Origin of the sequence: Mesorhizobium sp. B2-4-1 (assembly GCF_006442185.1) — a bacterium.
In the GTDB taxonomy this organism is placed as follows: Bacteria; Pseudomonadota; Alphaproteobacteria; order Rhizobiales; family Rhizobiaceae; genus Mesorhizobium.
Genome location: NZ_VFVN01000002.1, coordinates 55,778 through 80,586, shown reverse-complemented (window position 1 = coordinate 80,586; position 24,809 = coordinate 55,778). Strand labels below are relative to the sequence as shown.

The following is a 24,809-nucleotide window of genomic DNA, read 5'->3' as shown; positions in this document are numbered from 1 at the left end:
CCCAGAGTACATTTGGTAGAAAGTCATCCTTCCACGACGACCAACTTACTTTGTTGCCGAGCGCGTGGAAAGGCGACCTAACCGTTTGACCGTGTTTGGAACGCTTTCCAAGCGCCGTGTGCCGTCTGCTTTTCTTCATGACGGCACTATTAGATCCCGATTTCCGGCGTTTTTACAGTAATCTCACAGGCCTCAGCTGCACCCACTCGTGCTTCCACACGTATCGCACTTCTCGCAGGTGCCGTTCCGCACCATGGTGAAGTTGTGGCATTCCGAGCATTCGTTGCCGGTATAGCCCTGCATCAGCGATTGCTGGCGCCGGGTGGCGGCAAGTGCCTTGGCCTCGGCGGCCTCGTGCGCGGCGGCGTCGGAGAATAGCCCCTCGACGCCGGAGGCTTCGGCTTCCTCCTCGGCGATGTCCTCGACCAGTTCCCTGGCGCGTTCCTCATAGTCGCGCTTGTAGGCGATGGCCTCGTCGCTCGCCGGCTTCAGCGCCAGTACGTTGGAGCCGGAGAAGGCCGTCGGCGCCACGCGGGCAGGGGCCGTGGCCGGGGCGGAACCGCCGAATCCCTTGGGTTCGGCGCCCGACACCAGCTTGACCGGCGAGGCACCGCGGTAGAGGCCCTTGGAGAAGGGCGTGGCCTTGCCTTCGGTGATGCCGCGCCCAAGTGCCGTCTTGTCGAAATCCGACTGGTCGACATGGGCGAGATCGTGGCGGTTGAGATAGGACACGGCAAGTTCGCGGAACACGTAATCGAGGATCGACGTCGCGTTCTTGATCGCGTCATTGCCCTGCACCATGCCGGCCGGCTCGAACTTGGTGAAGGTGAAGGCTTCGACAAATTCCTCGAGCGGCACGCCATATTGCAGGCCGAGCGAGATGGCGATGGCAAAATTGTTCATCATCGCCCGGAAGGCAGCGCCTTCCTTGTGCATGTCGATGAAGATCTCGCCGAGACGCCCGTCGTCGAACTCGCCGGTGCGCAGGTAGACCTTGTGGCCGCCGACGACCGCCTTCTGCGTATACCCCTTGCGGCGGTTCGGGAGTTTTTCGCGGTCGCGGTAGAGACGCTCGACGACGCGCTCGACGATCTTTTCGGTGACCTGCACCGCACGCTGCGCGGCAGGCGCGGCGACCAGCTGTTCGATCGCCTCGTCCTCGTCCTCCTCGCCATCGGCGAGCAGCGAGGCATTGAGCGGCTGCGAGAGCTTCGAGCCGTCGCGGTAGAGCGCGTTGGCCTTCAGCGCCAGCTTCCACGACAGCATGTAGGCGTTCTTGGCGTCCTCCACCGTGGCGTCATTCGGCATGTTGATGGTCTTGGAAATGGCGCCGGAAATGAAGGGCTGTGCCGCCGCCATCATCTGGATGTGGCTGTTGATCGACAGCGAGCGCTTGCCGATCTTGCCGCAGGGGCTGGCGCAATCGAACACGGGGAGGTGTTCGGCCTTGAGGAAGGGCGCTCCCTCGAGCGTCATCGCACCGCAGACATGGATGTTGGCGGCTTCGATGTCCTTCCTGGAGAAGCCCAGTGCCGGCAGCATCTCGAACGAGAAGTCGTTGAGCTGCTCGTCGGTGAAGCCAAAGGTCTCCTTCACCCAGTCGGCGCCGAGCGTCCACTGGTTGAAGACGAACTTGATGTCGAAGGCCGACTTCAGCGCCGCGTTGAGCGCCGCGATCTTGTCGTCGGTGAAGCCCTTGGCCTTGAGCGAGCCGGGGTTGATGCCGGGCGCCTGGTTGAGATTGCCGTGGCCGACGGCGTAGGCCTCGATCTCAGCGATCTGGCTTTCCGAATAGCCCAGCGTGCGCAGCGCTTCCGGCACGGCGCGGTTGATGATCTTGAAATAGCCGCCGCCGGCGAGCTTCTTGAACTTCACCAGCGCGAAGTCGGGCTCGATGCCGGTTGTGTCGCAATCCATAACCAGACCGATCGTGCCGGTCGGCGCGATCACGGTCGCCTGCGCGTTGCGATAGCCATGCTCCTCGCCGAGTTCGATGGCACGGTCCCAAGCAGCCTTGGCGTGCGTCGCCAACTCCTGCTGCTTGAGGTCGGGAGCGACCAGCGGCACCGGGTTGACGGCCAGCTTCTCGTAGCCGTCCTTGTCGCCATAGGCGGCGCGGCGATGATTGCGCATGACGCGCAGCATGTTCTGCGCATTGCGGTCGTAATCGGGGAAGGCGCCGAGCTCGGACGCCATCTCGGCCGAGGTGGCGTAGGCGGTGCCGGTCATGACGGCGGTGAGCGCGGCGCAGATGGCGCGGCCCTCATCGGAATCGTAGGGAATGCCCGAGGTCATCAACAGGCCGCCAATATTGGCATAGCCGAGGCCCAGCGTGCGGTAGTCGTAGGAGAGCTTGGCGATCTCCTTCGACGGGAACTGCGCCATCATGACCGAGATTTCCAGCACGATGGTCCATAGCCGCACCGTATGCTCATAGGCAGCGATGTCGATCGTGCCGTCGGCATTGCGGTAGGGGAGCAGATTGATCGAGGCGAGATTGCAGGCCGTGTCGTCGAGGAACATGTATTCCGAGCACGGGTTGGAGGCCCGGATCGCACCGGCGGAGGCGCAGGTGTGCCAGTCGTTCATCGTCGTGTTGAAATGCAGGCCCGGATCGGCCGACGCCCAGGCGGCGTAGCCGATCTTTTCCCAGAGATCCCTGGCCTTCAGCGTCTTCAGCACCTTGCCGTCCTTGCGGGCGGTGAGATGCCAGTCGGCATCATCCTCGACGGCGCGCAGGAAATTGTCCTTCAGCGACACCGAATTGTTGGAGTTCTGGCCGGAGACGGTGAGGTAGGCGTCGGAATCCCAGTCGGTGTCGTAGGTCTTGAACGACATCGAGGTGTAGCCCTGCTTGGCGAACTGGATGACGCGGTAGATATAGTTCTCCGGCACCGCGTCCTTTTTGGCCGCCTTGATCTCGCGCTTCAGTGCGGTGTTGACGGCGGGGTCGAAGCAGTCGTCGTCATGGCCTTCGCAGTTGACGCAGGCCTTCATGATCGCTTCGAGATGCTTCTTGACGATCTTGGAGCCGGTCACCAGCGAGGCGACCTTCTGCTCTTCATTGACCTTCCAGTCGATGAATTCCTCGATGTCGGGGTGATCGGCGTCGACGATGACCATCTTGGCGGCGCGGCGCGTCGTGCCGCCCGACTTGATGGCGCCCGCGGCGCGGTCGCCGATCTTGAGGAAGCTCATCAGGCCGGACGAACGGCCGCCGCCGGACAGCTTTTCGCCCTCGCCGCGCAGCAGCGAGAAATTGGAGCCGGTGCCCGAGCCGTATTTGAACAGGCGCGCCTCGCGCACCCACAGATCCATGATGCCGCCCTCATTGACGAGGTCGTCCTGCACGCCCTGGATGAAGCAGGCATGCGGCTGCGGGTGCTCGTAGGAGGATTTCGACTTCGTCAGCTTGCCGGTGAACGGGTCGACATAGAAGTGGCCCTGGCTCGGGCCGTCTATGCCATAGGCCCAGTGCAGGCCGGTGTTGAACCATTGCGGCGAGTTCGGCGCCACGCGCTGGGTGGCCAGCATGTAGGCAAGCTCGTCGCGGAAGGCGCGCGCGTCTTCCTCCGACTTGAAATAGCCGCCCTTCCAGCCCCAATAGGTCCAGGTGCCGGCCAACCGGTCGAAGACCTGGCGGGCGTCGATCTCGGACCCGTAGCGCTCGGCTTCCGGCAACTTGGCAAGTTCGGCCTCGTCGGCGACTGAGCGCCACAGGAAGGAGGGAACATCGTTCTCCTCGACCTTCTTCAGCCGCGCGGGGACGCCGGCCTTGCGGAAATATTTCTGCGCCAGGATGTCGGCGGCGACCTGGGAGAATTGCGCCGGCACGTCGATATTGTCCAAGCGGAACACCACCGAGCCATCCGGATTCTTGATCTCGGAGAGCGCCTTGCGGAATTCGATCTCCGCGTAAGCCGATTGTCCCTGTCTGGTGAAACGACGCTCGATGCGCATTGGTCCGGTCCCTTTTGTCTATATATAGCGCTTTCGTCAGGAGATTTCTGCTCCCAATGCGAAACGCGCATGTCCGCCGTCTGCCGGCGTTCGAAAACGGCCGGCTCTCCATTTTCGCGGTCTTCGTCCGCCTTGCTGGTCAAACTTCTTGCGAAGCGCCTGTCCAACTCACCGACGAACCCGCGGGTCCCTCAAAACTGATTTTTTCCGATTCCCTCACTCGAGGGAAATTCACATTATCTAGCGTCGAACCTGCCTGCAAACACTAAATATAGTGTTAACAGACAATTTATTCCAGTCCGACAATTCTCCCTTTTATCGCCCACGCCCCACAATCCCAACGCTTCCGCCAGCCTCGTAAACAGGCGGAAATGTGGGGAAAAACGCACATAATCCGGGAAAAAGACCGGGCTCAGAACTTTCCGGTCGCGCTCTCAACAGGAGCGCATGGCCTATAAAAGGCGACTCGTTTTGCGCCGTCAAGGATTCGTTTGCGTAGCTTTTGTGACCTCAACATCTTGTGTGTCACACATGTGGATAACGGGGATAGAATGGAGCTGCCGCGGTAGCCCCCGGCCGAGGGGACAAAGACGCGCTTGTCAGGCTTCGCGACGGCTCCGGGGCGTGATCCAGGCACAGACCATCTGGCGCATCCGACGTCGCGGATCAGCCGTAATGCGTCCTGGGCTTCGGCTCGGTTCCGGTGAAGTGCACCCCGATCCGGCCGTTGCGGCGCCAGCGGACCTCGCATCGATAGCCGATGCCGTCGACGGGCACATAGAGAAGGAAATGATCCGGAATCGTTGCTTCGGGCGGAACCTTGAGTTCGGCGCCACCTTCATTTTGATTGCGCAGCGTGCAGCCAACTTCCGAATTCGAGATGCCCGTGATGATCGTGCCGCCCTTGAGCACGCGCTGGCGATGCTCGCGCTTGTGCTCGTCGGATCTCTCTGGATTGGGATTTGCGGGATTTGTCATCGGTAAAACGCCAGGATCGGATCAGATCCTATTACGTCTTCATTAGAAAAGCATTCACGCCGCAGGCGCCCCCGTCCGAGCTGCTTGGTGGCGCGGCCGGTCCCGGGTTCAGGCAAACCGACGCGGGTCGGCGCAGAAATAGGCGATGATCTGGCAAAGATCCGGTTCGTTGACCATGCGCACCGCTTCGCTCGAACTGACCCATTTGCGGGTGCGGGAGCGTTTTTCCTTCCAATGGTCGGCGACCTTGTCGACATGCAGCGGGAACACCAATACCTCGCATGGCACTTCCTCGCCGGAGGCCAGGGCCTTGGCGTAGAAGTAGCGGCCGGCCTCGAGATGCGAGATCGTCCCGCGCAGTCCGGCTTCCTCGACAGCCTCGCGCGCCGCGGCTTCGCAAAGCGGCTCCCTGGCTTCAGGCCAGCCCTTCGGAAGCACCCAGCGGCCGGTATCGCGGCTGGTAATCAGCATGATCTCGACGCTGTTTCCGGTTTCGCGCCAGGGCAGGGCGGCTACCTGCAGACGGCACGGCGCGGTGCCGAAGAGTCGCCGGACCCTTTCGGCCAGATGGTTGTGCGTCGTTGGCCTCGTCAGCATCGGAGAAGCTAGCCCCAGCCTCCAGAATCGTTTGCCGTCTCACGAATCTTACGGCTAATTATCGGCAATAAAAGTAAAAACTTTCATCAGGATGGCCGATTTTCGCCAATAGACGCCGATTTCCGCGCGCCAGCCAGCCTCGCGAGACCCCTTGCCTAGTGGATGAGACTTCCCTGCGGCTCGATTTGCAGCAGGTTGCTTGCCGCGAATCAGCCGGCGTGATCGTCGGCGATCGGCTTCTGGTAGGTGAAGCCCATGTCCCAGGGAAAATAGATCCAGGTATCCTGACTGACCTCGGTGACGAAAGTATCGACCAGCGGCCGCCCCTTCGGTTTGGCGTAGACGGTGGCGAAATGCGCCTTCGGCATCATGGCGCGCACGATGCCAGCCGTCTTGCCGGTGTCGGTCAGGTCGTCGATAATCAGCACGCCCGCGCCGTCGTCGGCAAGCAGGGCCGGCGTGACCTCCTTCAGCACCTGCAGCTGACCCTGGCTGCTGTAGTCATGATAGGAGGCGACGCAGACCGTCTCGATAACGCGTATGCCAAGCTCCCGCGAGATGATCGCCGCCGGCACGAGGCCGCCGCGCGTGATGCAGACGATCGCTTTCCATTGCGCCTTGTTGGTGCCGGCAAGCCGCCAGGCGAGCGCGCGCGCATCGCGGTGGAACTGGTCCCAGGAGACCGGAAAGGCTTTTTCGGGAAGGGACATCTTTCGCGCACTCCGCAGCACGCGCGGTCGCGCGCAGAAAACAGGGGAATGCGCGCGGAAGTAACTGGAAAACCTCGCGCTTGGCAAGAGCGGCCGCAAACGACACTGTGAACTTACCGCGACAGGAAAGCCGCCACCGGCGCGGTGCGCAGCACGGAGCGCGTCACTCCGCCGAACAGGAGCTGGCGCAGCCACGAGTGGCTGTAGGCGCCAAGCACCAGCAAATCGGCGCCGGTCTCCGCGATCCTGGTCTGGATCACCTCGTCGACCGAGGTGCCGCCCGATCTCTGCACCGAGACACTCACGCTGGCGCCATGACGCGACAAGGCGGAAGCGATTTCCGCTCCGGCGGCCTCGGGGCGTTCATCGAGCGTGTCCGGCGGATCGATGACCAGAATGTCGGTTTTGTCGGCCTCGATGATGAAGGGCAGCGCATCGAAAGCGGCGCGTGCGGCCTCCTTGCTGCCGTTCCAGGCAAGCAGCACACGCTTGAAGGTGGTGATCAGCGGACCCAGGTGCGGCACTACCAGCACCGGCCGTCCGGCGTCGTAGACCAGTGTGTCGACGTCGGCGCTCGCATCGCCGCCCGTCTCGCGCTGCGCGGCGATGATCAGGTCGGCGGCACGCACGCTTGAAATGCCGGTCAGGGCGCTGTCGCCGGAAAAACTCTCCAGGCTGTGCCATTCGAAGGACAGGCCGGAATTCTCGATATGCCTGAGAAACGCGGCCCGCAGCTTTTCGGCCCGTTCGCGGTTCATGTCGGCCGAAACCTGCAGGAACTCGGTGTCGGGAAAGCCGGTGGCCGACGTGTAGGGCACCGGAAGCGCTTCGGCGTGGATGCCGATCAGATGGCTCTGGAAGCGGCCGGCAAGCGGAATGGCGAAGTCGAGCACGCGCTCCGCGTCCTGCTCGTTCTGCAGAATGGCGACGATGGTCTTGAAGCGCATGGTGATCCCCTCATTTTGCGAGCGATCCGCCCGCGGCAAGGAAACGTCGCCGCGTTGTGCTTGGTTCCGGCCTGGACCGGATCAGCTCGCGCTGCTGGCAAAGCCGGCCACCATCGCCTCGACATCGGCGCGCGCGGCGTCCAGGGCCTGCTGGCTGCGGGCACGGACCACCAGTTCGGTCCAGAACTTGCCGTCGCCGTATTTCGGATAGGAGCCGATGATCGTGTCCGGATGCGCTTTCTGGATCTCGCCCAGCGGCCCGCCGACGAGACCTTCGCCGAACGGGCAATGCACCGCTGCCGACAGCATTTTCGTGCCGGCTTTCAGCGTCGGCACGACATTGTCGAGCATGGCCTGGAAGATCGAGGGCACGCCCGCCATCACGTGGACATTTCCGATGCGGAATCCGGGCGCGACCGACACCGGATTGTCGATATGGTCGGCGCCGCGCGGCATTCGGGCCATGCGCTTGCGGGCCTCGGTGTATTCGATGCCGCGAGCGGCATAGCTTGCTTCCAGCAGGGCATAGGCCTTGGCATCGTATTCGCACGGCACGCCGAAGGCCTTGGCAATCGAATCGGCTGTGATGTCGTCATGGGTCGGGCCGATGCCGCCGGTTGTGAACACATAGGTATAGCGAGCCCGCACCGCATTTACCGCGGCGACAATCTCGTCTTCCTCATCGGGAACGATGCGCACCTCCTTCAGGTCGATGCCGATGGCCGTCATGATGTCAGCCAGATGGCCGATATTTCTGTCCTTGGTGCGGCCGGACAGGATCTCATCGCCGATGACGAGCATGGCGGCGGTAATGATTTCGGACATCGACGGCTCCGGCAAAAACGGGTCGCCTGAAATAGCGCGGCACGCGGCCAGCGGCAATGCCATCCGACCGGTGAACAAACCGTGCCCGCCTACGCGGTGTTCCCCGAATGTCCGCGCCCTAAGTACCCTGGCGTGGTTGGGCGGCCGAGGATCGTCACGTCAAGGATACGCAAATGGCGAAAGTACTTGTTCTCTACTATTCGAGCTGGGGTCACATGGAGCAGATGGCCAAGTCCGCAGCCGAAGGCGCGCGCGAAGCCGGTGCCGAGGTGGCCATCAAGCGCGTCGCCGAACTCGTGCCCGAAGCGGTCGCCAAGGCCGCCCACTACAAGCTCGACCAAGAAGCGGCGATCGCCAGCCCGCTGGAACTGAGCGACTATGACGCGATCATCGTCGGCGCCTCGACGCGTTACGGAATGATGTGCGCGCAACTGAAGAACTTCTTCGACCAGACCGGCCCGCTATGGGCCAAGGGCGCGCTGGTCAACAAGATCGGCTCGGTGATGTCTTCGACCGCGACCAGCACGGCGGCGCCGAACTCGCGCTGATCAGCACCCAGGCCATGCTTCAGCACCACGGCATAATCATCGTTCCCCTGTCCTATGCCTATCGGGCTCAGATGGGCAACGATGTCGTGCGTGGCGGGGCACCCTACGGCATGACCACCACAAGCGACAGCGACGGTTCGCGCCAGCCTTCGGCGCAGGAACTCGAAGGCGCGAAGTTCCAGGGCGGGCGCGTCGCCGAAATCGCCGCGAAGCTGCACGGCTGATCGTTGTGCCGCCGGTGCCTGCCGGCGTTGCTCCTGCTGGCGATGCTTGTGGTCCACGCCGTGGATCGTCGCTTCACCGACGCTTCACAAGGAATTCAAGGAACCATTCGGCTGATGACTGGTTTGCCCCGTGTCGCACCCAAGGCGACGAAGACAAAACGGAGTGATGCAATGTACAAAAAACTTTTCGCGGCATTCGTTCTGACGGCCGGTCTTGCCACATCGGCGATGGCGCAGTCGACGGACGGCAGGTATTACAACCATGACAGTTGGTGGAACAATTGGTCGCTGTTCGGCAATGAGGATTCATCAGCCATCGACCAGAGCACCACCGGGAGCATCAACGCATACGGCTCCGGGTTGAGCACCCAAGGCAATACCGGTGGGATGGGCCCATGTGCTCACAACACTCCAGGTCCGGACGCCAATGCTCAAGGCAACGTCAATGACCAGTACTGCGGCAAATAATCAGCCGTAAGCTCCCTGCTGACCGTAGGACGTTCTCTCTCCCGACGTCCGCGGTCGGCGCTCCGGGGCGGCCGGCCTTTGGGGCGATCGGGCTTTGGGCTGAAAGATCAGTCGGAAACCTCGGTCTGCGGCCGGTCGCGTCCATCAGCCAGTTCCTCATGCCATTTGCCGTCGGCATCCTCGTACTGGATGCCGTCCGTCGACCCCGCGACCTGCTGCTCGGCTGAAGCGATCTCGGCGGCCCGCAACGCGTCCTGATGCGTGGGAAACGTCTCCGAGAAGGTCGCTCCGACCTTGTAGGCCCAGCCGCCGTCATGCTCGACGATCTTGTAAGTCAGCTTCGCCATCAAAAACCTCCGGTTTAAAGGTCCGTCCGCTCAATGCAGGCGGTCGTCGGACAGCTTGTCGTCTGGCACCAGCACTTCCGATTCCCTGGCGGCTTCGATAAGGGCCCGGCGCGCATCCGCTGTCGAACGATAACCTTCCAGCACTTTGAGGCAAGTGTCGAGAGCATCACGATGACGGGGGCCGCGATTGAGCGGCCAAACCGTCATCAGGCACTCCGCCGCCTCCTGGGTACTGCGGATGTGGCGATATTTGCCGACATGGCCGAGTTCGACCACGACCGGTGTTTCAAAAGGCTTGTTGTCCATCATGGCCGCAACGCAAAGCAGTCAATTTGGTTGCAACCGTGTCTTCAGCCTGCGCCCAAACGTCCCAGACCTCCTTGGAAGCTCTATTGCGGCGGTCGTCCGACGACGCGTTCCGCCTTCTCGGAAGGGCCGCTCAGCCCGCCGCCTTCATCCAGTGCTGCATCGTCGTCACCGAGCGCGCGAGCTGCGGCGCGGGATGGATCGTCTCGCTGAACGTGGCGGCCGCTCGCCACCCCCAGCGCGGGTCGGCGAGGAAGGCGCGCGCCAGCGCAACCATATCGGCGCGGCCTTCGGCGATGATCGCCTCTGCCTGCCTGGGATCGTCGATCAGACCGACCGCGCGGGTAGGGATGCCGGCGCCCCTGCGCACGGCTTCCGCCAGATGCACCTGGTAGCCGGGGCCGGAGGGCAGTTTCTGCAAGGGTGAATTGCCGCCGCTCGAGCAACAGAGATAAGCGACGCCTTCGGCCTTCAGCGCTTTCGCCACTTCGATCGCATCCTCGACGTCGAAACCGCCATCGACCCAATCCTTGACCGACAGCCGGGCGCCCAGCATCAGTTTTGGCGCTGCTTTTTTTACCGCCTTGGCGATCTCGACGACAAGACGCATGCGGTTTTCCAGCGAGCCGCCCCAGCGGTCCGTGCGTTGGTTGGAGAGCGGCGACAGGAACTGGAAGATCAGATAGCCGTGCGCCGCGTGCAGCTCGATGAAGTCAAAGCCCGCGCGTTCGGCCCGCCTCGCCGCCTCGGCGAACCGCTCGATGAGCTGGAGGATCTCCTCTTCCTCCAGCGCTCGCGGCACGTTCCAGCCGGTATCGTAGGCGATTGCCGAGGCCGAGACGGTCTGCCAGGGATCCTCGTTCGGCTGCAGCGGTCCGCCGCCCTCCCAAGGCTTGCGGTTCGAGGCCTTGCGGCCGGCATGGGCAAGCTGAGTGCCGAATTTGGTGTCGGGTGCGGCCACGCGCCTTGCTGCGTCCAGGGCGCGGCGCGCAGCGGCTTCATTGTCTTCGGAATAGAGGCCGAGGCAGCCATGGCTGATGCGGCCACGCCGCTCGACATCGGTCATCTCGACCGTGACCATGCCGGCGCCGGACATTGCCAGGTTCATCCAGTGGTGGAGATGCCAGTCGCTCGCCGAGCCGTCCTCGGCCGAATACTGGCACATCGGCGCGACGGCGATGCGGTTGGGAAAGCTCAAGCCATCGAGCGTGATCGGCTGGAAAAGCGATGTGGTCATGAACGACACTCCGGGAATAGGATGCGCTATTTAGGCGATCGATCGCCGCCATGCCACACACGAGAGAGTGAAATGCTTACTGGACCAACCGCTGCCCCGATTGCGTGAACGCCGGTTCGCGGCTACGCCTCCCGGGTAACGTGGAGGCAGCCGATGGAAGATCGTATCCGCATCCGTTCTGAAGAAATCCTATCCGACGACTGGGCTGTTCTGAAGAAGACCGTCCTCGACTACCGTCGCCGCGACGGACAATGGGAGACACAAATCCGCCAGACTTATGATCGCGGCGATGGCGCGGTGATCCTGCCCTATGATCCCCAGCGTTCAACCGTGCTCCTGGTGCGCCAGTTCCGCTATCCCGCCTATGTCACCGGCCACCGCGAACCGCTGGTCGAGGCCTGCGCGGGACTGCTCGACGAAAACGATCCGGAGACCTGCATCCGCAAGGAGGCGGAGGAAGAGCTCGGCTATCGGCTGAACCATGTGGAGCGGCTGTTTTCGCCCTATATGAGCCCGGGCAGCGTCACCGAGCGGCTCTGGTTCTTCACCGCCCTCTATTCGCCCGCCGACCGCATTTCGGCCGGTGGCGGCGCAGCGGACGAAGGCGAGGACATCGAGGTGCTGGAAATGCCGCTCGACGAGGCTCTGGCCGGCATTGCCGATGGCCGCATCATCGACGCCAAGACCATCATCCTGATCCAGCATCTGAAGCTCCATCCGATCGCTGTTTGACCGATACCGGTCGCCCCTGCGGGACGAAGAATCGGTGCGGGGCGAATGAAAACGAACGTGTTTTGCACAACGCTTTTTGGGGACTGCATGGCCCCGATTGACGAGATCGCCTAGGTAGTTGAAACGAAAGGCGCGCGGACGTGGCGGAATTGGTAGACGCAAGGGACTTAAAATCCCTCGATCTCTGATCGTACGGGTTCGATTCCCGTCGTCCGCACCACCTTAACTCTACTTCAATGCTCTGCAGAGCCTAGCCGCCACCAACGGGTGCCACCCGGGTCTTTTAGCGGCGGCTCGGCGACCGTGCGCCGAGGCGCGCCGTCGGCTATGGGCCCTCGGCGAACGTTGCCACGATCCGCCGACCTGAAACGGCGGATCGTGGCGTTCAAGCGCTCACTGGATAATCTTTACGATCTTGCGTGTGCCGGGATCCACGACGACGGTGTGATTGTCCACGACGACATAGCGATATTTGACGTTGGGAATTTCATGAAGCTCGACCGTGTCGGGCAGGGCGGTTCCGACATTGAGCTCAACGCCGGGAATCTTGACTGAGGCCAGAGGCTGTTTCTTTACGTATTCTTGTATGACGGTTTCGTCCTGCGGCTGAATGACCACATCCTGTGCGGCGGCGGCACCGATGCCGGCAAGCAGCAGGAATCCCGCTACGACGGTTGTAAGATCGGTTCTCATTGTTGCTTCCTTTCTCTCTCGTTGAGCTTGACGCGAAGCGCGGTGGCGCCCGAAGGATTGCCAGGGTTGGCAAGGGCTCCCAATGCTGGCCATCGATCAGGGGAACCATCGTTCAATGGCCTGTCAGGCAATCGCTCTTAGACGCGTGGGTTCCAAACAACCGTGGGTTTGGGCCTTTTGCGCGCCACGATCTGACTTTGGTCGCATGTTCAATAGGACCCAAGCCCTAGCAGTGGAACCGCCGGTAGGAAGCGTGCGTTGCGTTTGCTAATGATCTTCAACTGGAGGCCGATCATGGCAGCCGGCCCCGCTGTGGTAAATTCTGGCGGCAGCGCTGCCGTGGCCATTGCTCTGGCAGGCGGAAAAAATATTTGGCGTCAAGATTGACGCTCCCAAAGCCAAAGTGCCGTCCGCATCGGCGACCCGGCAGCTCCGTCGAACGGTGGCTGATGTCAATCTGACGCTTCGTGAGGCAAAGCATGACCCCTGGTTCCATCAAAACTGATGGCCGTGACCGTGTCACAATCCCCGACAACGACAATCACATGGCTGGCGTCGATACCAAGCCGCTCTTGAAAAGTATCCAGAGGCACGATTTTGCTGACGCGCTTTGCGCGAGAGCCGAGCGGTTCGCGACCAAGGTGGTCGTGGCAATGGCGATTTGTTTGACATCGACACTGGTCGCCGGCGTTTATTTTTTACTGGCGCCCTCTTGAGGGACCAGAAAGCTCAAGCTGGAGAGCACGACCGGCCTCTCATACCCGGGCTGCGATTAAGCACTCATTTTCAACAGGGAAGACCCGCCTGGCTTCCTCCACTTCCCTTGTTGTCAGTCCGCCGCTCGCGGGCACGGCCCGGCAGGGTTGGCGATCAGCCGGGCCGGATTGCACAATATTAGTCGTTGCTGTCGTAGATCACCACTGGGTGATGCCGGTGGTGACGGCGTTCAGTTGAGCCCGTTATGACGACGGTGTCGCGGCGATGATGCCGGCGACCTTGGTCATAGAAAGCCACCGTGCCATGGCGCCGATGATGGAGGCGCTGGCCCTGATCGTTGATCACTGCCAGGTGACGGTGATGATGGCGATGGGTTTTGATGACGACGTCGGCTTCTGCCGCCGAAGCGACAACCGGCATTGCAACGAAAACGAGCGCCATGGCACTTGTCAGAAAAATCGCTTTCATAAGTGTTTCTCCATTCCAGATCCCTCGGGGGTAGTTTCACGACAGCTCAAGCCGCACGAGGTCTCGATTTGAGCTTTCTGCCTGCGAAATGAGCAGGGGGTTGAGGGTGCAATGATGGCAACCCTGCTCTCGTGGGCACATGAAGGACCATTGCTGCACCCGTTCAACAAATGGGAGGAATGCGAGTACGTTCCTTGCAGGAGAGCTGATCGGACCTCTGCTGTAGGTATTCGGACCAAGGTCTTGCTGATGTTCTTGGACCTTCGTCCGCACTTGCGGTCCGATGGCTCTTTTCTCGATGCAATTCTTTGAGGGTTCACTGTGCGATAGGGCGCGGGTACTGCGATGGCGGACGCGCGCCTGCGTGCGAGGGCAGGATCATAAACGGCACACGGCATCAAGTTGCTGCGCCGGTGATGTTCAGACAAGCGGGCATGGTGATACTGGTGCGATCACGCAATTCCGCGCGCCGCAGGCAATGATACGGTGTCTGCGCGGCGGATCTGATCCGTCGAGGCCGGCGTCTACCAGGCCCAACCCATCCCCCCGCCCACTGGGGACGCCGGCCCCTCAGTCCTTGGAATTGCCGTAGAATTGCCGTCGCGGACCATGCGAGATCGAGCATGATCCTGCCCGGTGACCGGGCGCGGCGATGGGGCTCAGAACTTGTAGCTCAGATTGATGCCGACCGTATTCAGCTTCACATTCTGGTCGCGATCGAGAAAATCGTCCGGCGCATCAAAATGCTCCTTGCTGAAGTCATAGTAGCGATACTGCGCCCCGACGACGAACCTGTCGGTCAGCGCATAGTCGACGCCGGCGCCAACCGTCCAGCCTATGCTGGTTCGCGTGTTGTCGAACGAGGTACCGGCATCTTGGGAGGTTTCGATGCCGGCAAAGGCGACGCCGCCGATGCCGTAGATCAGGAACCGATCCATCGCATAGCCGGCCTTGGCATTGATGGAACCGAACCACTTGACATCCGTGCCGAGCAGATTTCCCGCACCCAGTTCTTCGGCGCCTTTTGCCGAGGAATAGTTAAGCTCTGCTTCGGCGCCGAGCACAGCCTGGTCGAATTGCCACAGACCGGCGACATGGCCACCGACGAAACCGCCGTCGAGGTCTGGCGAGGCGGCAAACGGCTCGCCCTCGGTTCCCGAGATGTCGGAACTGCCCCAGCCATAACCGCCTTGCAGGCCGGCATAGTAGCCGGTCCAGTCGAAACCGGGCGCGGTCATCGGCACATCGGCCACAGGTTCGGCTGCGAAAGCCGGTGCGGCCAGAGCGGCAAGAAAACCGACACTTGCAAGCATTAGGCGACGCATCGAACTGCCCGAACGAAGAGCTGGAAAATCCTGGCAGGCACGGTAACCCGATTTGCGGCAAAACGGAATCGCATTTCTGTGCGGCTGATTTACGCTCTCCGTCGGTCTTGGAACAATCGGGAGAAAGTGTGAGGCTGGTCAAAACCGTGGCGGCTTGGCACAGTCGGGCAAACAGGAGTCGCTTCATGGCGAACACGCCGTCGGGCAGCAAACCCAGACCATGGACTGAAATGGCAACGCATCTGGTCGATGTCGCCATGGGCAGGAAACCCGCCGATCTCGTCATCCGCAACGGGCGCTGGGTCAATGTTCACTCCGGCGAGATCGTAGCCGGCACCGACATCGCTATTGCCGGCGGCCGCTTCGCCTATTGCGGTCCGAACGCCGGCCATGCCATCGGGCAGGGCACCAAGGTGGTCGATGCCGGCGGGCGCTATCTGGTGCCCGGCCTGTGCGACGCGCACATGCATGTCGAGAGCGGCATGGTGACGGTGACCGAATTCTGCCGCGCGGTGATCCCGCATGGCACGACTTCGATGTTCATCGATCCGCACGAGATCGCCAATGTGCTCGGCCTGCCCGGCGTGCGGCTGATGCATGACGAGGCCGTCGCCATGCCGATCAACGTGCATGTCCAAATGCCGTCCTGCGTGCCCTCGGCCCCCGGGCTCGAACATGCCGGCGCCGAACTGACGGTCGCCGACGTCGCCGAGGCGATGGGCTGGGAAAACATCATCGGGCTGGGCGAGGTGATGAATTTCCCTGGCGTCGCCGCCAACGATCCTGTGATGTCGGGCGAGATCGCCGCGACCGTGAAAGCCGGCAAGACCGTCGGCGGGCACTATGCCTCGCGCGATCTCGGCTTGCCGTTCCATGGCTATGTCGCCGGCGGCCCGGAGGACGACCATGAGGGCACGCGCGCCGAAGATGCCATCGCCCGCGTGCGCCAGGGTATGAAGGCGATGCTTCGGCTGGGCTCGGCCTGGTACGACGTCGCCTCGCAGATCAAGGCGGTTACCGAGGGCGGCATCGATCCGCGCAATTTCATCCTGTGCACCGACGACAGCCATTCCGGCACCTTGGTTCACCAGGGGCATATGGACCGCGTGGTCCGCCACGCCATCAGCCAGGGCTTGAAACCGGTGACCGCGATCCAGATGGCGACGCTCAACACCGCTCAGCATTTCCGGCTGGAGCGCGAGATCGGATCGATCGCGCCGGGGCGGCTGGCTGACCTTTTGATCGTCTCGGATCTCGCCGAAATGACCATCGACGAGGTCTATGCGCGTGGCGTCAGGCTGGCCAAGGCCGGCAAGCTCGACATCGACATTCCGGTCTACGACTATCCCAAGGCGGCGAAGAACACCGTCAAGCTCGGCAAGAAGCTGAAGGCCCACGATTTCGACATCACGGCACCCAACGGCGCGAACGAAGTCCGGGTCCGGGTCATCGGGGTCATCGAAAATCAGGCACCGACGCGGGCGCTGGAAGCGGATCTCGCCGTCGAGGACGGGCTGGTCGCCATGGATCGCCGCAACGACGTCTGCCAGATCGCGCTGGTCGAGCGCCACAGGGGTACCGGCGGCGTCACCAATGCCTTTGTCTCCGGCTTCGGTTACATCGGCGATTGCGCGATGGCGTCGAGCGTGGCGCATGATGCCCACCACATCATCGTCGTCGGCACCAACAAGCGGGATATGGCGCTGGCGGTCAACCGACTGGGCGAGGTCGGTGGCGGCGTCGTGCTGTTTTCCAAGGGTAAGGAACTGGCACTGGTCGAAATGCCGATCGCCGGGCTGATGTCGGACGAGCGGGCCGAAATCGTCGCGGCCAAGGCCGACAAACTGACCGAGGCCATGCGCCAGATGGGCTGCTCGCTGAACAACGCCTACATGCAGCACTCGCTGCTGGCGCTGGTCGTCATTCCGGAGCTCAGGATTTCCGATGTCGGCCTGATCGACGTGACGACCTTCCAGAAGGTCGACCTCTTCGTATAAGAGCAGTTGCGGTCGCTTCGCTCATCCGCCGGTGGCGATCGTCAGCACCTTGAACGGCGTGGTGATGACGATCTCGGCAACCGAGCCGACGGCCTTGCCGAGGCCTTGGCCGAGATTGTTGAGCTGCACTGGAGGTTCGTCCGACGCCAGGCCGGCCGGGGCCCGCAGCCGGTCGCCGAGCAACTGAACCAGGATCGGATTGTCGGCGAATTTGGCGTGGTTCAGCCGGTCGCCACCCTTGGTCTGGCTGAGATCGACCACAGACACGCCATAGCTGGCGAGATCGGCCGCGTCGCCATAGTCGCCGACGCGGGGCTTGTCGCCCGAGATCAGGGAAGACAGTTTGAGCGCCCGGTCGTCCGCTGAAAGCAGGATGGCGAACGGTTTGTCCGGCTTGCCGTAGCGGATCATCTGTTTCTTGAACACGTCGACGTCGATGTCGGGCGAGGCCAGGACGACATAACCGAGCTTGCCGTCGAGATCGCGGTCGCCGGTGATGGCAAGCTGGCGCAGCGCCTCCATGGTCACCCATGTTCCCATCGAATGGGCAACGATGTCGATACTCTTGGCCCGCGTCTTGGCCAGCATCCTGAGCGTTGCCTCGAGGTCGTCACGCGCCGCGTTGGCGCTCTCCTTGTCATAGATGTAGCCCGTCGTCTTGCCGCTCGAGGCCCAGGAGAACAGCACCGGCGTGCCCGGATATTTCGTGTCGTGCGCGATCTGCGTCAGCCGGTAGATGCCGTCGTCGAAACCATTGTTGAACCCGTGCACGAAAACCAGCGCACGGTCGCCGCGCATGGCGATGTCGGCACCGACCGCCTTGGCGAATTGCGGCGCATCCGCATAGAACGCGACATCCTTGGCGGTGAAATCCTTGGCTGGATTGCTGTTGGCAGACCCCCGGACACGCTCGATCATGCCGACCTTGTGACTTTTCGGCACGGTGACGTCGACCCGGGCGAAGCTGGTGGTCAAGGAGCGATCGCCGTCGAACACCTGCCGCGGGTCCTTGGTCGCCTTCTGGCGGGTGGTGGCGACGAATATCTCGTGGGTGGCCGCGATGTCGGACGCGGGTACGGCAACCGTCGTCCTGTTCAGCAGATCGTGCGTGTTTCGGCCGGCGCAGCCTGCGACCAGCAGCGTGAACGCAATGACGACGAAACTCTTCGAATGCACCGTCACACGCCGGCTCCCGCAAAGGAGGACGTCAAACGCGTGACGTCGCTGGATATTTCGATAAGGCCAGAGGCCGGCGCGGTCCAGTTCAAAGTTGGTCGACTCTGTCGCAAGGCCGAGCGGGCCACGCGAACCCGCGGCGATGCATCTATTGGCCGAGCAGGCTGATGCGGTCGGTCACGTCGCGGTCGCTGGCAAATCCATCGTCTTCGCGCAGCCGTTGGCCGATCATCTTCACCAGCGCGGGATTGTCGGCGAATTTCGTATGGTTGAAACTGTCCGCTCCCTTGATCTTGGAGAGGTCGACGACCGTTACGCCGTAGGATGCAAGGTCGGCGGCGTCCTTGTAGTCGCCGACGCGCGGCCGCGCGCCGGCAATCAGACCGGAGAGCCGGAGCGCGCGGTCATCATCGGACAACAACAGGATGAACGGCTTGTTGGGTTTGCCATAGCGGCGCATCTGGCTCTTGAACACGTCGACATCGATGTCGGGCGATGCGAGCACGACGTCGCCGAGCTTGCCGCCGAGATCACGGTCGCCGGTGATGGCGAGCTGGCGCAGCGTCTCCATGGTCACCCAGGTTCCCATTGAATGGGCGACGATGTCGATGCGCCGCGCGCCGGTCTGCGCCAGCATGCGCAACGTCACCTCGAGCTGGTCGCGCGCGGCGCTGGCGCTTTCCTTGTCGTAGACATAGTCGGTGGTCTTGGCGCCGGATGCCCAGGAAAACAGCACGGGTGTGCCGGGATAGCCGGAATCGTGGACGATCTGGGTCAGGCGGTAAACGGCGTCGTCAAAGCCGGTGTTGTAGCCATGGACGAAGACCATGACGCGGTCGCCGCGCGCCGCGATGTCAGCACTTAGCGCATTGGCGAATTTCGGCTGGGTGTCGTAGCCGACGACCTCGGAGGCCATGAAATACTTGGCCGGATCGTTCGACTTGCCGCGCGAGCGGCGTTCGATCTGCCCGGTCTGGTGGATGCCGGGCACGGTGACGTTGACGCGGGCGTAGTTCAGCGTGGCCGATCGCTCGCCGTCGAAGACCTTGTTCGGATCGTCGGATTTCTTGCGCGTGGTGGCGATGAAGATGCTGTGATTGCCGGCGATCTCGGTCACCGGCGCTGCCACGATGGCGCTGCCGAGCAGTTCCTGGGTCTGCTGTCCCGCGCAGCCCGCGACAAGCAAGGCTAGGCCAATGGCAAAAATCGTCTTCAACGGCACGTCTGAAATTCCACTCCGGCCCGAAAAGGCCAATCGCCTCCGCAAGTCTCCCCCGACAGCGCAAGTGCGGCGGAAGTAAGTCGTGCCCAGCCGAAAAGCGGTCGGCGTCTCGCGACCGCCGCCGCAGTGTTGCACGAAAGCCAGACTGCATCAGGGCGAGCCCCGACGGGCCTTGGCACCCGCATGGATTTTAAGAATTACATGAACAATCACCTCCAACTAACGGCAAATATGTCACTAAACGCCGACCGCTTGGGAACATGAGTGACGGGCAATGGTTTCACGGGGTCGCCTGTGCAATAGACGGAATCGGGTTGCTTGGCGGCAAGGCTCGCGACAAAAGGGCGTTCCGCAGCCAATCGATGATAGACGTTCCCAAACGACATGCGTTCAAGGTGGCTTTCCGATGACCAGCTTCTCTTCCCGTGTTGCCACCGCTGCTTCCGCGATCCGCCGGATCTTTCCGGAAACGCCGCTGCAGGAGAACGACTATCTGTCGAAGAAGACCGGCGCGCGGGTGCTTTTGAAGCGCGAGGACCTGAGCCCGGTGCGCTCCTATAAGATCCGCGGCGCGTTCAACTTCTTCCGCAAGGCACTTGGCGAAGGCAATCAGGCCGAACTGTTCGTCTGCGCTTCCGCCGGCAATCATGCGCAGGGTTTCGCCTTCGTCTGCCGTCATTTCGGTAAAAAGGGCGTTGTATTCATGCCGGTGACGACGCCGCAGCAGAAGATCGACAAGACGCGGCTGTTCGGCGGCGACTTCGTCGAGATCAGGCTCGTCGGCGATTTCTTCGACGATTGCTATCGCGCCGCCATCGAATTCACCGAAAGCGCCGGCGCTCATATGGTGCCGCCCTTCGACCACAAGGACATCATCGAGGGACAGGCGACGGTCGCCTATGAGATCGCCCACCAGATGCCCGGCGCGGGCATGCCCGACATCGTCATGCTGCCGGTCGGCGGCGGAGGTCTGGCCGCAGGGGTGACGCACTACTTCGCCGATCAGGGGCGTGAGGCGCGCTTCGTCTTTTGCGAACCGGCAGGGGCGCCAAGCCTGCGCGAGAGCCTTGCGGCGGGAAAACGGCTCAAACTCGCCAAGGTCGATAATTTCGTCGACGGCGCGGCGGTCGCCGAGATCGGCCGTGAGCCCCTGCGGCACCTCAAGGACTTCGCCGCCGACACGGTGCGGCTGATCCCGGAAAACCGGCTCTGCGCGACCATGATCGAGATGCTCAATGTCGAGGGCGTGGTGCTGGAGCCGGCCGGCGCGCTGGCTATCGATGCGCTGAAGGATTTTTCCAGGAAGGAAATCCGCGGCAAGACCATCGTGGCCGTGGTTTCGGGCGGCAATTTCGATTTCGAACGGCTGCCGGACGTCAAGGAACGGGCACTGCGCTTCGAGGGCCTGAAGAAATACTTCATCATCCGCTTTCCGCAGCGGCCGGGCGCGCTGCGCGACTTCCTTGAAATGCTGGGGCCGGACGACGACATCGCCCGGTTCGAATATCTGAAGAAGTCGGCACGCAATTTCGGCTCGGTTCTGATCGGCATCGAAACCAAGGATCGCCGCAATTTCGACCTGCTGAAAGCGAATTTCGAGGCCGAAGGCGTCCAGTATCAGGATATCACCGATAACGAGACATTGGCCGGGTTCATCATATGAGCGGAAACGTCTTCATCGCCCTGTTTTCAGGCATTAATGTCGGCGGCAACCGCATCGTCAGGATGGCCGAGTTGCGGGCGTTCTTGGAGGATCTCGGGTTTTGCGATGTCGCTACCTACGTGCAGAGCGGCAACGCAGTGTTCCGGGCCAAGGAAGGTGACGCCGCCACGCTGACCAAACAGATCGAAGCGGCTTTCGAGGAGAAATGGGGTTTTCATTCGCGCATCATGGTGCGCGATCTCGGCTGGGTCGAACGGCTGGTCAGGGAAAATCCCTATCCGGAGATTGCCGAGGAGCCGACCAAGCTGCACGCGTATGCGCTGGAGCGCGCGCCTACCGCCGAGGAGGCGGCGCGGCTGGCCGAAAAATGTGCGGGTCCGGAGCGGTTCGAGATCAAGGGCGACGTGCTTTACCTGCATGCACCCGGCGGACTGGGCAAATCGGTATTTGCCAATCTCATTCCACGCGTACTGAAGGTACCGGGCACTGCGCGCAACTGGCGCTCGGTGCTGGCGCTGCTGGAGATGGCCGGCAAGCCCGGCGGCGGCTGATTAATGCCTGCCGTAATGCGCGGAGAAGAGCCTACGCCGCCTCGGCGCGTTTCCAGTCGAACGTCAGCTCCTCGCGAAACGCAAAGCGTCTGATGTGGTCGGCGACGACGCTTTCAAGGCGCTCGATAGAGCCGGGGTCGTCGCTCGACACGGTGATGTGCAGCGCAGCTCCGTCGGCATCCATGATGGTGCGGCCGAGCGAAAGGTCGATGGCGCCATGATTGGGATCGAATTCCACGGGGAATTTGTGCGCCCAATGTTTGCACAATTGCTGCAGATAACGGCTTGCATGTGCGGTGGTGACATCGGCATGGCTGATCGTCATGAAGGGATCTCCGAGGGTGAAACGCACAAAACGGTGTCCGCTTTCGAGGCGGGCGCTATCGCCGCATAGATAGGCGCAAGCTCGCCCGCCGCCATAGGCCGGCTGCCGACCGCTCGAAAAGGTGATCGATCACCAGCTTCCGGTGTTCGGCATCGACGCCCACGGTTCGGCCTTTGCCTTCGCCGGACCTTTCTGCAGAAGTTCGATCGAGATTCCGTCCGGCGACTTGACGAAAGCCATGTTGCCGTCGCGCGGCGGCCGGTTGATGGTGACGCCGTTGTCCATCAGCCGCTGGCACGTGGCGTAGATGTCGTCGACTTCATAGGCGAGGTGGCCGAAATTGCGGCCGCCCTTGTAGTCTTCCGGGTCCCAATTGTAGGTGAGCTCGACCAGCGGTGCTTTCTCGTCGATGCCACTTTGCTCGTCTTCCGGCGCGGCCAGGAAGATCAGCGTATAGCGGCCCTGCTCGTTCTCGTAGCGGCGCACTTCCTTCAGGCCGAGCTTGTTGCAGTAGAAATCGAGCGAAGCATCGATGTCGGCGACGCGGACCATGGTGTGCAGATAGCGCATGTGATTTCCTCGACTTGTTGGGTTGCGGCGCAACATAGGGGTGGGCCGTCCAAAGGGCAAATCCCAGGCGGCCGCCGGCGCCGCCAAAGAACAAATCCGGTATTCGCATAATGAACCGTGAAAAAAGGCACGTCAGGTCTTGCACTCACCGGAAGCCGCAGTGTTAATCTGGTGTCAAGAATCAGTTGCGGTGTTCTTGAAAAAAGGGGGCATTCTTATGGGGGAAAAAGCCTCTTTGACGGGGCGGGCCGAAACCCTTGGCGACGCCATGAAGCGCGACGAAGGCGGCGATGCCGTCGATCTGACCGAAATATCCGGCGCCATCAAGTGGTTCGATGTAGCCAAGGGCTATGGCTTCATCCTCCCGGATGACGGCGTTTCAGGCGACATCCTCCTCCATGTGACATGCCTTAGACGGGATGGTTTCCAGACTGCTCTGGAGGGAGCGCGCGTTGTCTGCCTCGTCAAGCAGGGCGAGCGCGGATTGCAGGCTTTCCGGGTTCTCTCGATGGATGTCACCACAGCGGTCCATCCGGCGGAAATGCAGGAACAGCGCACCCATGTCTCGGTGACGCCCGAAAGCGGGCTGGAGCGTGCCTTGGTGAAGTGGTTCAACCGCACCAAAGGATTTGGTTTCCTGACCCGGGGCGAGGGCACCGAGGACATCTTCGTCCATATGGAGACCTTGCGCCGCTACGGCATCACCGAGCTTCGGCCGGGGCAGGTCGTGCTTGTCCGCTTCGGGCGCGGCGACAAAGGCCTTATGGCTGCCGAAATCCACCCCGATATGGGAACCTTGCCGGTCGCGCATTAGGGCGGTTGCCGAGGATTTTCGCATGACACATAGGAACTGGCTGACGGCGGGCGCAATGTGCGTCCTGGCTGCCGTCATCGTCGCCGCGGGCGCCTATTTCTATTCGCCTGCACCGACGGCGGCCGACAGCCGGGTGATGACCCTGCCGGTGGACCCGACGCCGCTGGTCGTGGCGACGAAAGGCGGAGATCGCTCCTTTTCCATCGAAATCGCCGACACCGATGCTGAACGCGAGGCCGGCTTGATGTATCGCCAGGACATGGCGGACGATCACGGCATGTTGTTCGTCTTCGACATGCAGCAGCAGGTCAACTTCTGGATGCAGAACACGCCGATGCCGCTTGACCTGGTTTTTATCGGCCAGGATGGCAAGATCCGGGCGGTCAAGCACGGCGAGCCGCAATCCCAGGCGCTCATTTCGCCCGGCGTGCCGGTGCGCTTCGTGCTTGAGCTCAAGGCGGGCACCGCCGCCAGGAACGGTATCGATTATGGCGACCTGGTGCGGCATCCGGCCGTTGGCACCATATCAGGCCCCGAGGTGCCGCCATCGGACAATGGCGATGCGCCGAACGGCGGTGGCGGTTGAGGACGCGGGCAGTATAGCCGATGCAGTTTTTTTCCCATGACGGGTTCGACATCGCCTTCCTCGATCGCCAGCCGGGATCGGGCCGGGGCGATCCTGTGCTGATGATCCATGGCTTTGCCTCCAGCCATTACGTCAACTGGGTTTCGCCCGGCTGGTTCAAGACGCTGGACGATGCCGGCTACCGCGCTATAGCGCTGGACAATCGCGGCCACGGCTCGTCATCGAAAAGCTACGAAGAGGCAGATTACACCCCGGCCCGGATGGCCTCGGACGCGGCTGCTTTGCTCGATCATCTCGGCATCGAGCGCGCCCATGTCATGGGCTATTCGATGGGCGCGAGGATAGCGGCATTCCTGGCGCTATCGGATCCCGACAAGGTAGCGACGCTGGTCTTCGGCGGTCTCGGCATCGGCATGATCGACGGCGTCGGCGATTGGGATCCGATCGCGGCAGCCCTCCTTGCCGACGATCCGGCCAAGACCACACATCCCCGCGGCCGTTCGTTTCGCGCCTTCGCCGACCAGACCCGCAGCGACCGCCGGGCGCTCGCGGCCTGCATCGCCACCTCCCGCGAGTTGCTGAGCGAGGATGAAATTGCCCGGATCGCCCAGCCGACGCTGATCGCCGTCGGCACCACCGACGACATCGGCGGCTCGCCCGACGAGCTTGCCACGCTGATGCCCAACGCCAAGGCTTTCCACATCGAAGGCCGCGACCATATGCTGGCCGTCGGCGACAAGACCTTCAAGCGGCGTGTGCTGGAATTCTACGCCGAAAATCCGCTTTGACCCGGCGCAAGAGCCCGATAAAACCTGATGCACAA

25 protein-coding genes, 1 tRNA gene and 1 pseudogene are annotated in these 24,809 nt (G+C 62.2%); 11 read left to right on the top strand and 16 right to left on the bottom strand.

Annotated features, from left to right (window positions below):
• Positions 1–192: 192 nt before the first annotated feature.
• The 6 genes from FJ949_RS04960 to FJ949_RS04935 all read right to left on the bottom strand — a co-directional run bounded on the left by FJ949_RS04960 (position 193) and on the right by FJ949_RS04935 (position 8,017).
• The gene (locus tag FJ949_RS04960; RefSeq protein WP_140493743.1) at positions 193–3,960 is read right to left on the bottom strand and encodes a vitamin B12-dependent ribonucleotide reductase; all 3,768 of its coding nucleotides are present in this window, start codon (positions 3,958–3,960) and stop codon (positions 193–195) included.
• Between the two features lie 666 nt (positions 3,961–4,626).
• Positions 4,627–4,938, bottom strand: a complete 312-nt coding sequence (locus tag FJ949_RS04955) for a PilZ domain-containing protein (protein ID WP_140493741.1) — start codon at positions 4,936–4,938, stop codon at positions 4,627–4,629.
• 108 nt (positions 4,939–5,046) lie between these two features.
• Positions 5,047–5,535, bottom strand: a complete 489-nt coding sequence (locus FJ949_RS04950) for an NUDIX hydrolase (RefSeq protein ID WP_140493739.1) — start codon at positions 5,533–5,535, stop codon at positions 5,047–5,049.
• A gap of 209 nt (positions 5,536–5,744) precedes the next feature.
• Complete coding sequence (gene gpt / locus FJ949_RS04945; protein ID WP_140493737.1) at positions 5,745–6,245, bottom strand: xanthine phosphoribosyltransferase; 501 nt, start codon at positions 6,243–6,245, stop codon at positions 5,745–5,747.
• 113 nt (positions 6,246–6,358) lie between these two features.
• Positions 6,359–7,192, bottom strand: coding sequence for a universal stress protein (locus FJ949_RS04940; RefSeq protein ID WP_140493736.1), 834 nt, complete (start codon positions 7,190–7,192; stop codon positions 6,359–6,361).
• A gap of 81 nt (positions 7,193–7,273) precedes the next feature.
• Positions 7,274–8,017: a competence/damage-inducible protein A gene (locus tag FJ949_RS04935; protein WP_140493734.1), complete on the bottom strand. Its 744-nt coding sequence runs from the start codon at positions 8,015–8,017 to the stop codon at positions 7,274–7,276.
• A gap of 173 nt (positions 8,018–8,190) precedes the next feature.
• On the opposite strand from FJ949_RS04935, the pseudogene wrbA reads away from it, so the two are divergent.
• Together wrbA and FJ949_RS04925 are read left to right on the top strand one after the other, a co-directional pair.
• Positions 8,191–8,789 (top strand): annotated as a pseudogene (gene wrbA, locus FJ949_RS04930) (NAD(P)H:quinone oxidoreductase type IV).
• 27 nt (positions 8,790–8,816) lie between these two features.
• Positions 8,817–9,257: a hypothetical protein gene (locus tag FJ949_RS04925; RefSeq protein WP_224646248.1), complete on the top strand. Its 441-nt coding sequence runs from the start codon at positions 8,817–8,819 to the stop codon at positions 9,255–9,257.
• A 107-nt stretch (positions 9,258–9,364) separates the two neighbouring features.
• Here FJ949_RS04925 and FJ949_RS04920 read toward each other — a convergent pair whose 3' ends face one another.
• The 3 genes from FJ949_RS04920 to FJ949_RS04910 all read right to left on the bottom strand — a co-directional run bounded on the left by FJ949_RS04920 (position 9,365) and on the right by FJ949_RS04910 (position 11,147).
• A complete protein-coding gene (locus tag FJ949_RS04920) occupies positions 9,365–9,604 on the bottom strand; it encodes a DUF2188 domain-containing protein (RefSeq protein ID WP_140493732.1) in 240 nt (79 codons plus the stop codon).
• A 30-nt stretch (positions 9,605–9,634) separates the two neighbouring features.
• The gene (locus tag FJ949_RS04915) at positions 9,635–9,913 is read right to left on the bottom strand and encodes a DUF982 domain-containing protein (RefSeq protein ID WP_032920128.1); all 279 of its coding nucleotides are present in this window, start codon (positions 9,911–9,913) and stop codon (positions 9,635–9,637) included.
• Positions 9,914–10,043: 130 nt separating this feature from the next.
• Complete coding sequence (locus FJ949_RS04910; RefSeq protein ID WP_140493730.1) at positions 10,044–11,147, bottom strand: NADH:flavin oxidoreductase/NADH oxidase; 1,104 nt, start codon at positions 11,145–11,147, stop codon at positions 10,044–10,046.
• A 153-nt stretch (positions 11,148–11,300) separates the two neighbouring features.
• On the opposite strand from FJ949_RS04910, the gene FJ949_RS04905 reads away from it, so the two are divergent.
• Together FJ949_RS04905 and FJ949_RS04900 are read left to right on the top strand one after the other, a co-directional pair.
• Positions 11,301–11,879 (top strand): NUDIX domain-containing protein, encoded by a 579-nt coding sequence (locus tag FJ949_RS04905; protein WP_140493728.1) that lies wholly within the window; start codon positions 11,301–11,303, stop codon positions 11,877–11,879.
• A 134-nt stretch (positions 11,880–12,013) separates the two neighbouring features.
• Positions 12,014–12,099, top strand: a tRNA-Leu gene (locus FJ949_RS04900).
• Positions 12,100–12,272: 173 nt separating this feature from the next.
• On the opposite strand, the gene FJ949_RS04895 is transcribed toward FJ949_RS04900, so the two are convergent.
• Positions 12,273–12,572 carry a DUF1236 domain-containing protein gene (locus FJ949_RS04895; protein ID WP_140493726.1) on the bottom strand — a complete coding sequence of 100 codons (300 nt, stop codon included), beginning with the start codon at positions 12,570–12,572 and terminating at the stop codon, positions 12,273–12,275.
• Positions 12,573–13,051: 479 nt separating this feature from the next.
• Between FJ949_RS04895 and FJ949_RS04890 the strand changes: the two genes are divergently transcribed.
• A complete protein-coding gene (locus tag FJ949_RS04890) occupies positions 13,052–13,288 on the top strand; it encodes a hypothetical protein (RefSeq protein WP_140493725.1) in 237 nt (78 codons plus the stop codon).
• 178 nt (positions 13,289–13,466) lie between these two features.
• Here FJ949_RS04890 and FJ949_RS30505 read toward each other — a convergent pair whose 3' ends face one another.
• A complete protein-coding gene (locus FJ949_RS30505) occupies positions 13,467–13,730 on the bottom strand; it encodes a hypothetical protein (RefSeq protein WP_348642172.1) in 264 nt (87 codons plus the stop codon).
• 686 nt (positions 13,731–14,416) lie between these two features.
• A complete protein-coding gene (locus FJ949_RS04880) occupies positions 14,417–15,082 on the bottom strand; it encodes an outer membrane protein (RefSeq protein ID WP_140493722.1) in 666 nt (221 codons plus the stop codon).
• A gap of 185 nt (positions 15,083–15,267) precedes the next feature.
• Between FJ949_RS04880 and ade the strand changes: the two genes are divergently transcribed.
• Positions 15,268–17,079, top strand: a complete 1,812-nt coding sequence (gene ade / locus FJ949_RS04875; RefSeq protein ID WP_140493720.1) for an adenine deaminase — start codon at positions 15,268–15,270, stop codon at positions 17,077–17,079.
• Between the two features lie 21 nt (positions 17,080–17,100).
• Here the strand turns inward: ade and FJ949_RS04870 are convergent, their stop codons facing one another.
• On the bottom strand, positions 17,101–18,261 hold the full coding sequence (locus FJ949_RS04870; RefSeq protein ID WP_140493717.1) for an alpha/beta hydrolase: 1,161 nt from the start codon (positions 18,259–18,261) through the stop codon (positions 17,101–17,103).
• Between the two features lie 142 nt (positions 18,262–18,403).
• Complete coding sequence (locus FJ949_RS04865) at positions 18,404–19,477, bottom strand: alpha/beta hydrolase (protein WP_140493715.1); 1,074 nt, start codon at positions 19,475–19,477, stop codon at positions 18,404–18,406.
• Positions 19,478–19,883: 406 nt separating this feature from the next.
• Here FJ949_RS04865 and ilvA point away from each other — a divergent pair, with 406 nt between their 5' ends.
• Positions 19,884–21,140 (top strand): threonine ammonia-lyase IlvA, encoded by a 1,257-nt coding sequence (gene ilvA, locus FJ949_RS04860; RefSeq protein WP_140493713.1) that lies wholly within the window; start codon positions 19,884–19,886, stop codon positions 21,138–21,140.
• On the top strand, positions 21,137–21,691 hold the full coding sequence (locus tag FJ949_RS04855) for a DUF1697 domain-containing protein (protein WP_140493711.1): 555 nt from the start codon (positions 21,137–21,139) through the stop codon (positions 21,689–21,691). The genes ilvA and FJ949_RS04855 overlap by 4 nt, the downstream gene beginning before the upstream one ends.
• Positions 21,692–21,722: 31 nt before the next feature.
• On the opposite strand, the gene FJ949_RS04850 is transcribed toward FJ949_RS04855, so the two are convergent.
• Together FJ949_RS04850 and gloA are read right to left on the bottom strand one after the other, a co-directional pair.
• A complete protein-coding gene (locus FJ949_RS04850) occupies positions 21,723–22,016 on the bottom strand; it encodes a DUF2218 domain-containing protein (RefSeq protein WP_140493709.1) in 294 nt (97 codons plus the stop codon).
• Between the two features lie 129 nt (positions 22,017–22,145).
• Positions 22,146–22,586, bottom strand: a complete 441-nt coding sequence (gloA, locus tag FJ949_RS04845; RefSeq protein WP_140493707.1) for a lactoylglutathione lyase — start codon at positions 22,584–22,586, stop codon at positions 22,146–22,148.
• A 268-nt stretch (positions 22,587–22,854) separates the two neighbouring features.
• On the opposite strand from gloA, the gene FJ949_RS04840 reads away from it, so the two are divergent.
• The 3 genes from FJ949_RS04840 to FJ949_RS04830 are packed head-to-tail and all read left to right on the top strand — an operon-like array spanning position 22,855 to position 24,774.
• Entirely contained in the window at positions 22,855–23,400 is a 546-nt protein-coding gene (locus FJ949_RS04840) for a cold-shock protein (protein ID WP_181165163.1), read from the top strand.
• 22 nt (positions 23,401–23,422) lie between these two features.
• Entirely contained in the window at positions 23,423–23,986 is a 564-nt protein-coding gene (locus tag FJ949_RS04835; RefSeq protein WP_140493705.1) for a DUF192 domain-containing protein, read from the top strand.
• A gap of 20 nt (positions 23,987–24,006) precedes the next feature.
• Positions 24,007–24,774, top strand: a complete 768-nt coding sequence (locus FJ949_RS04830; RefSeq protein ID WP_140493703.1) for an alpha/beta hydrolase — start codon at positions 24,007–24,009, stop codon at positions 24,772–24,774.
• Positions 24,775–24,809: the final 35 nt, after the last annotated feature.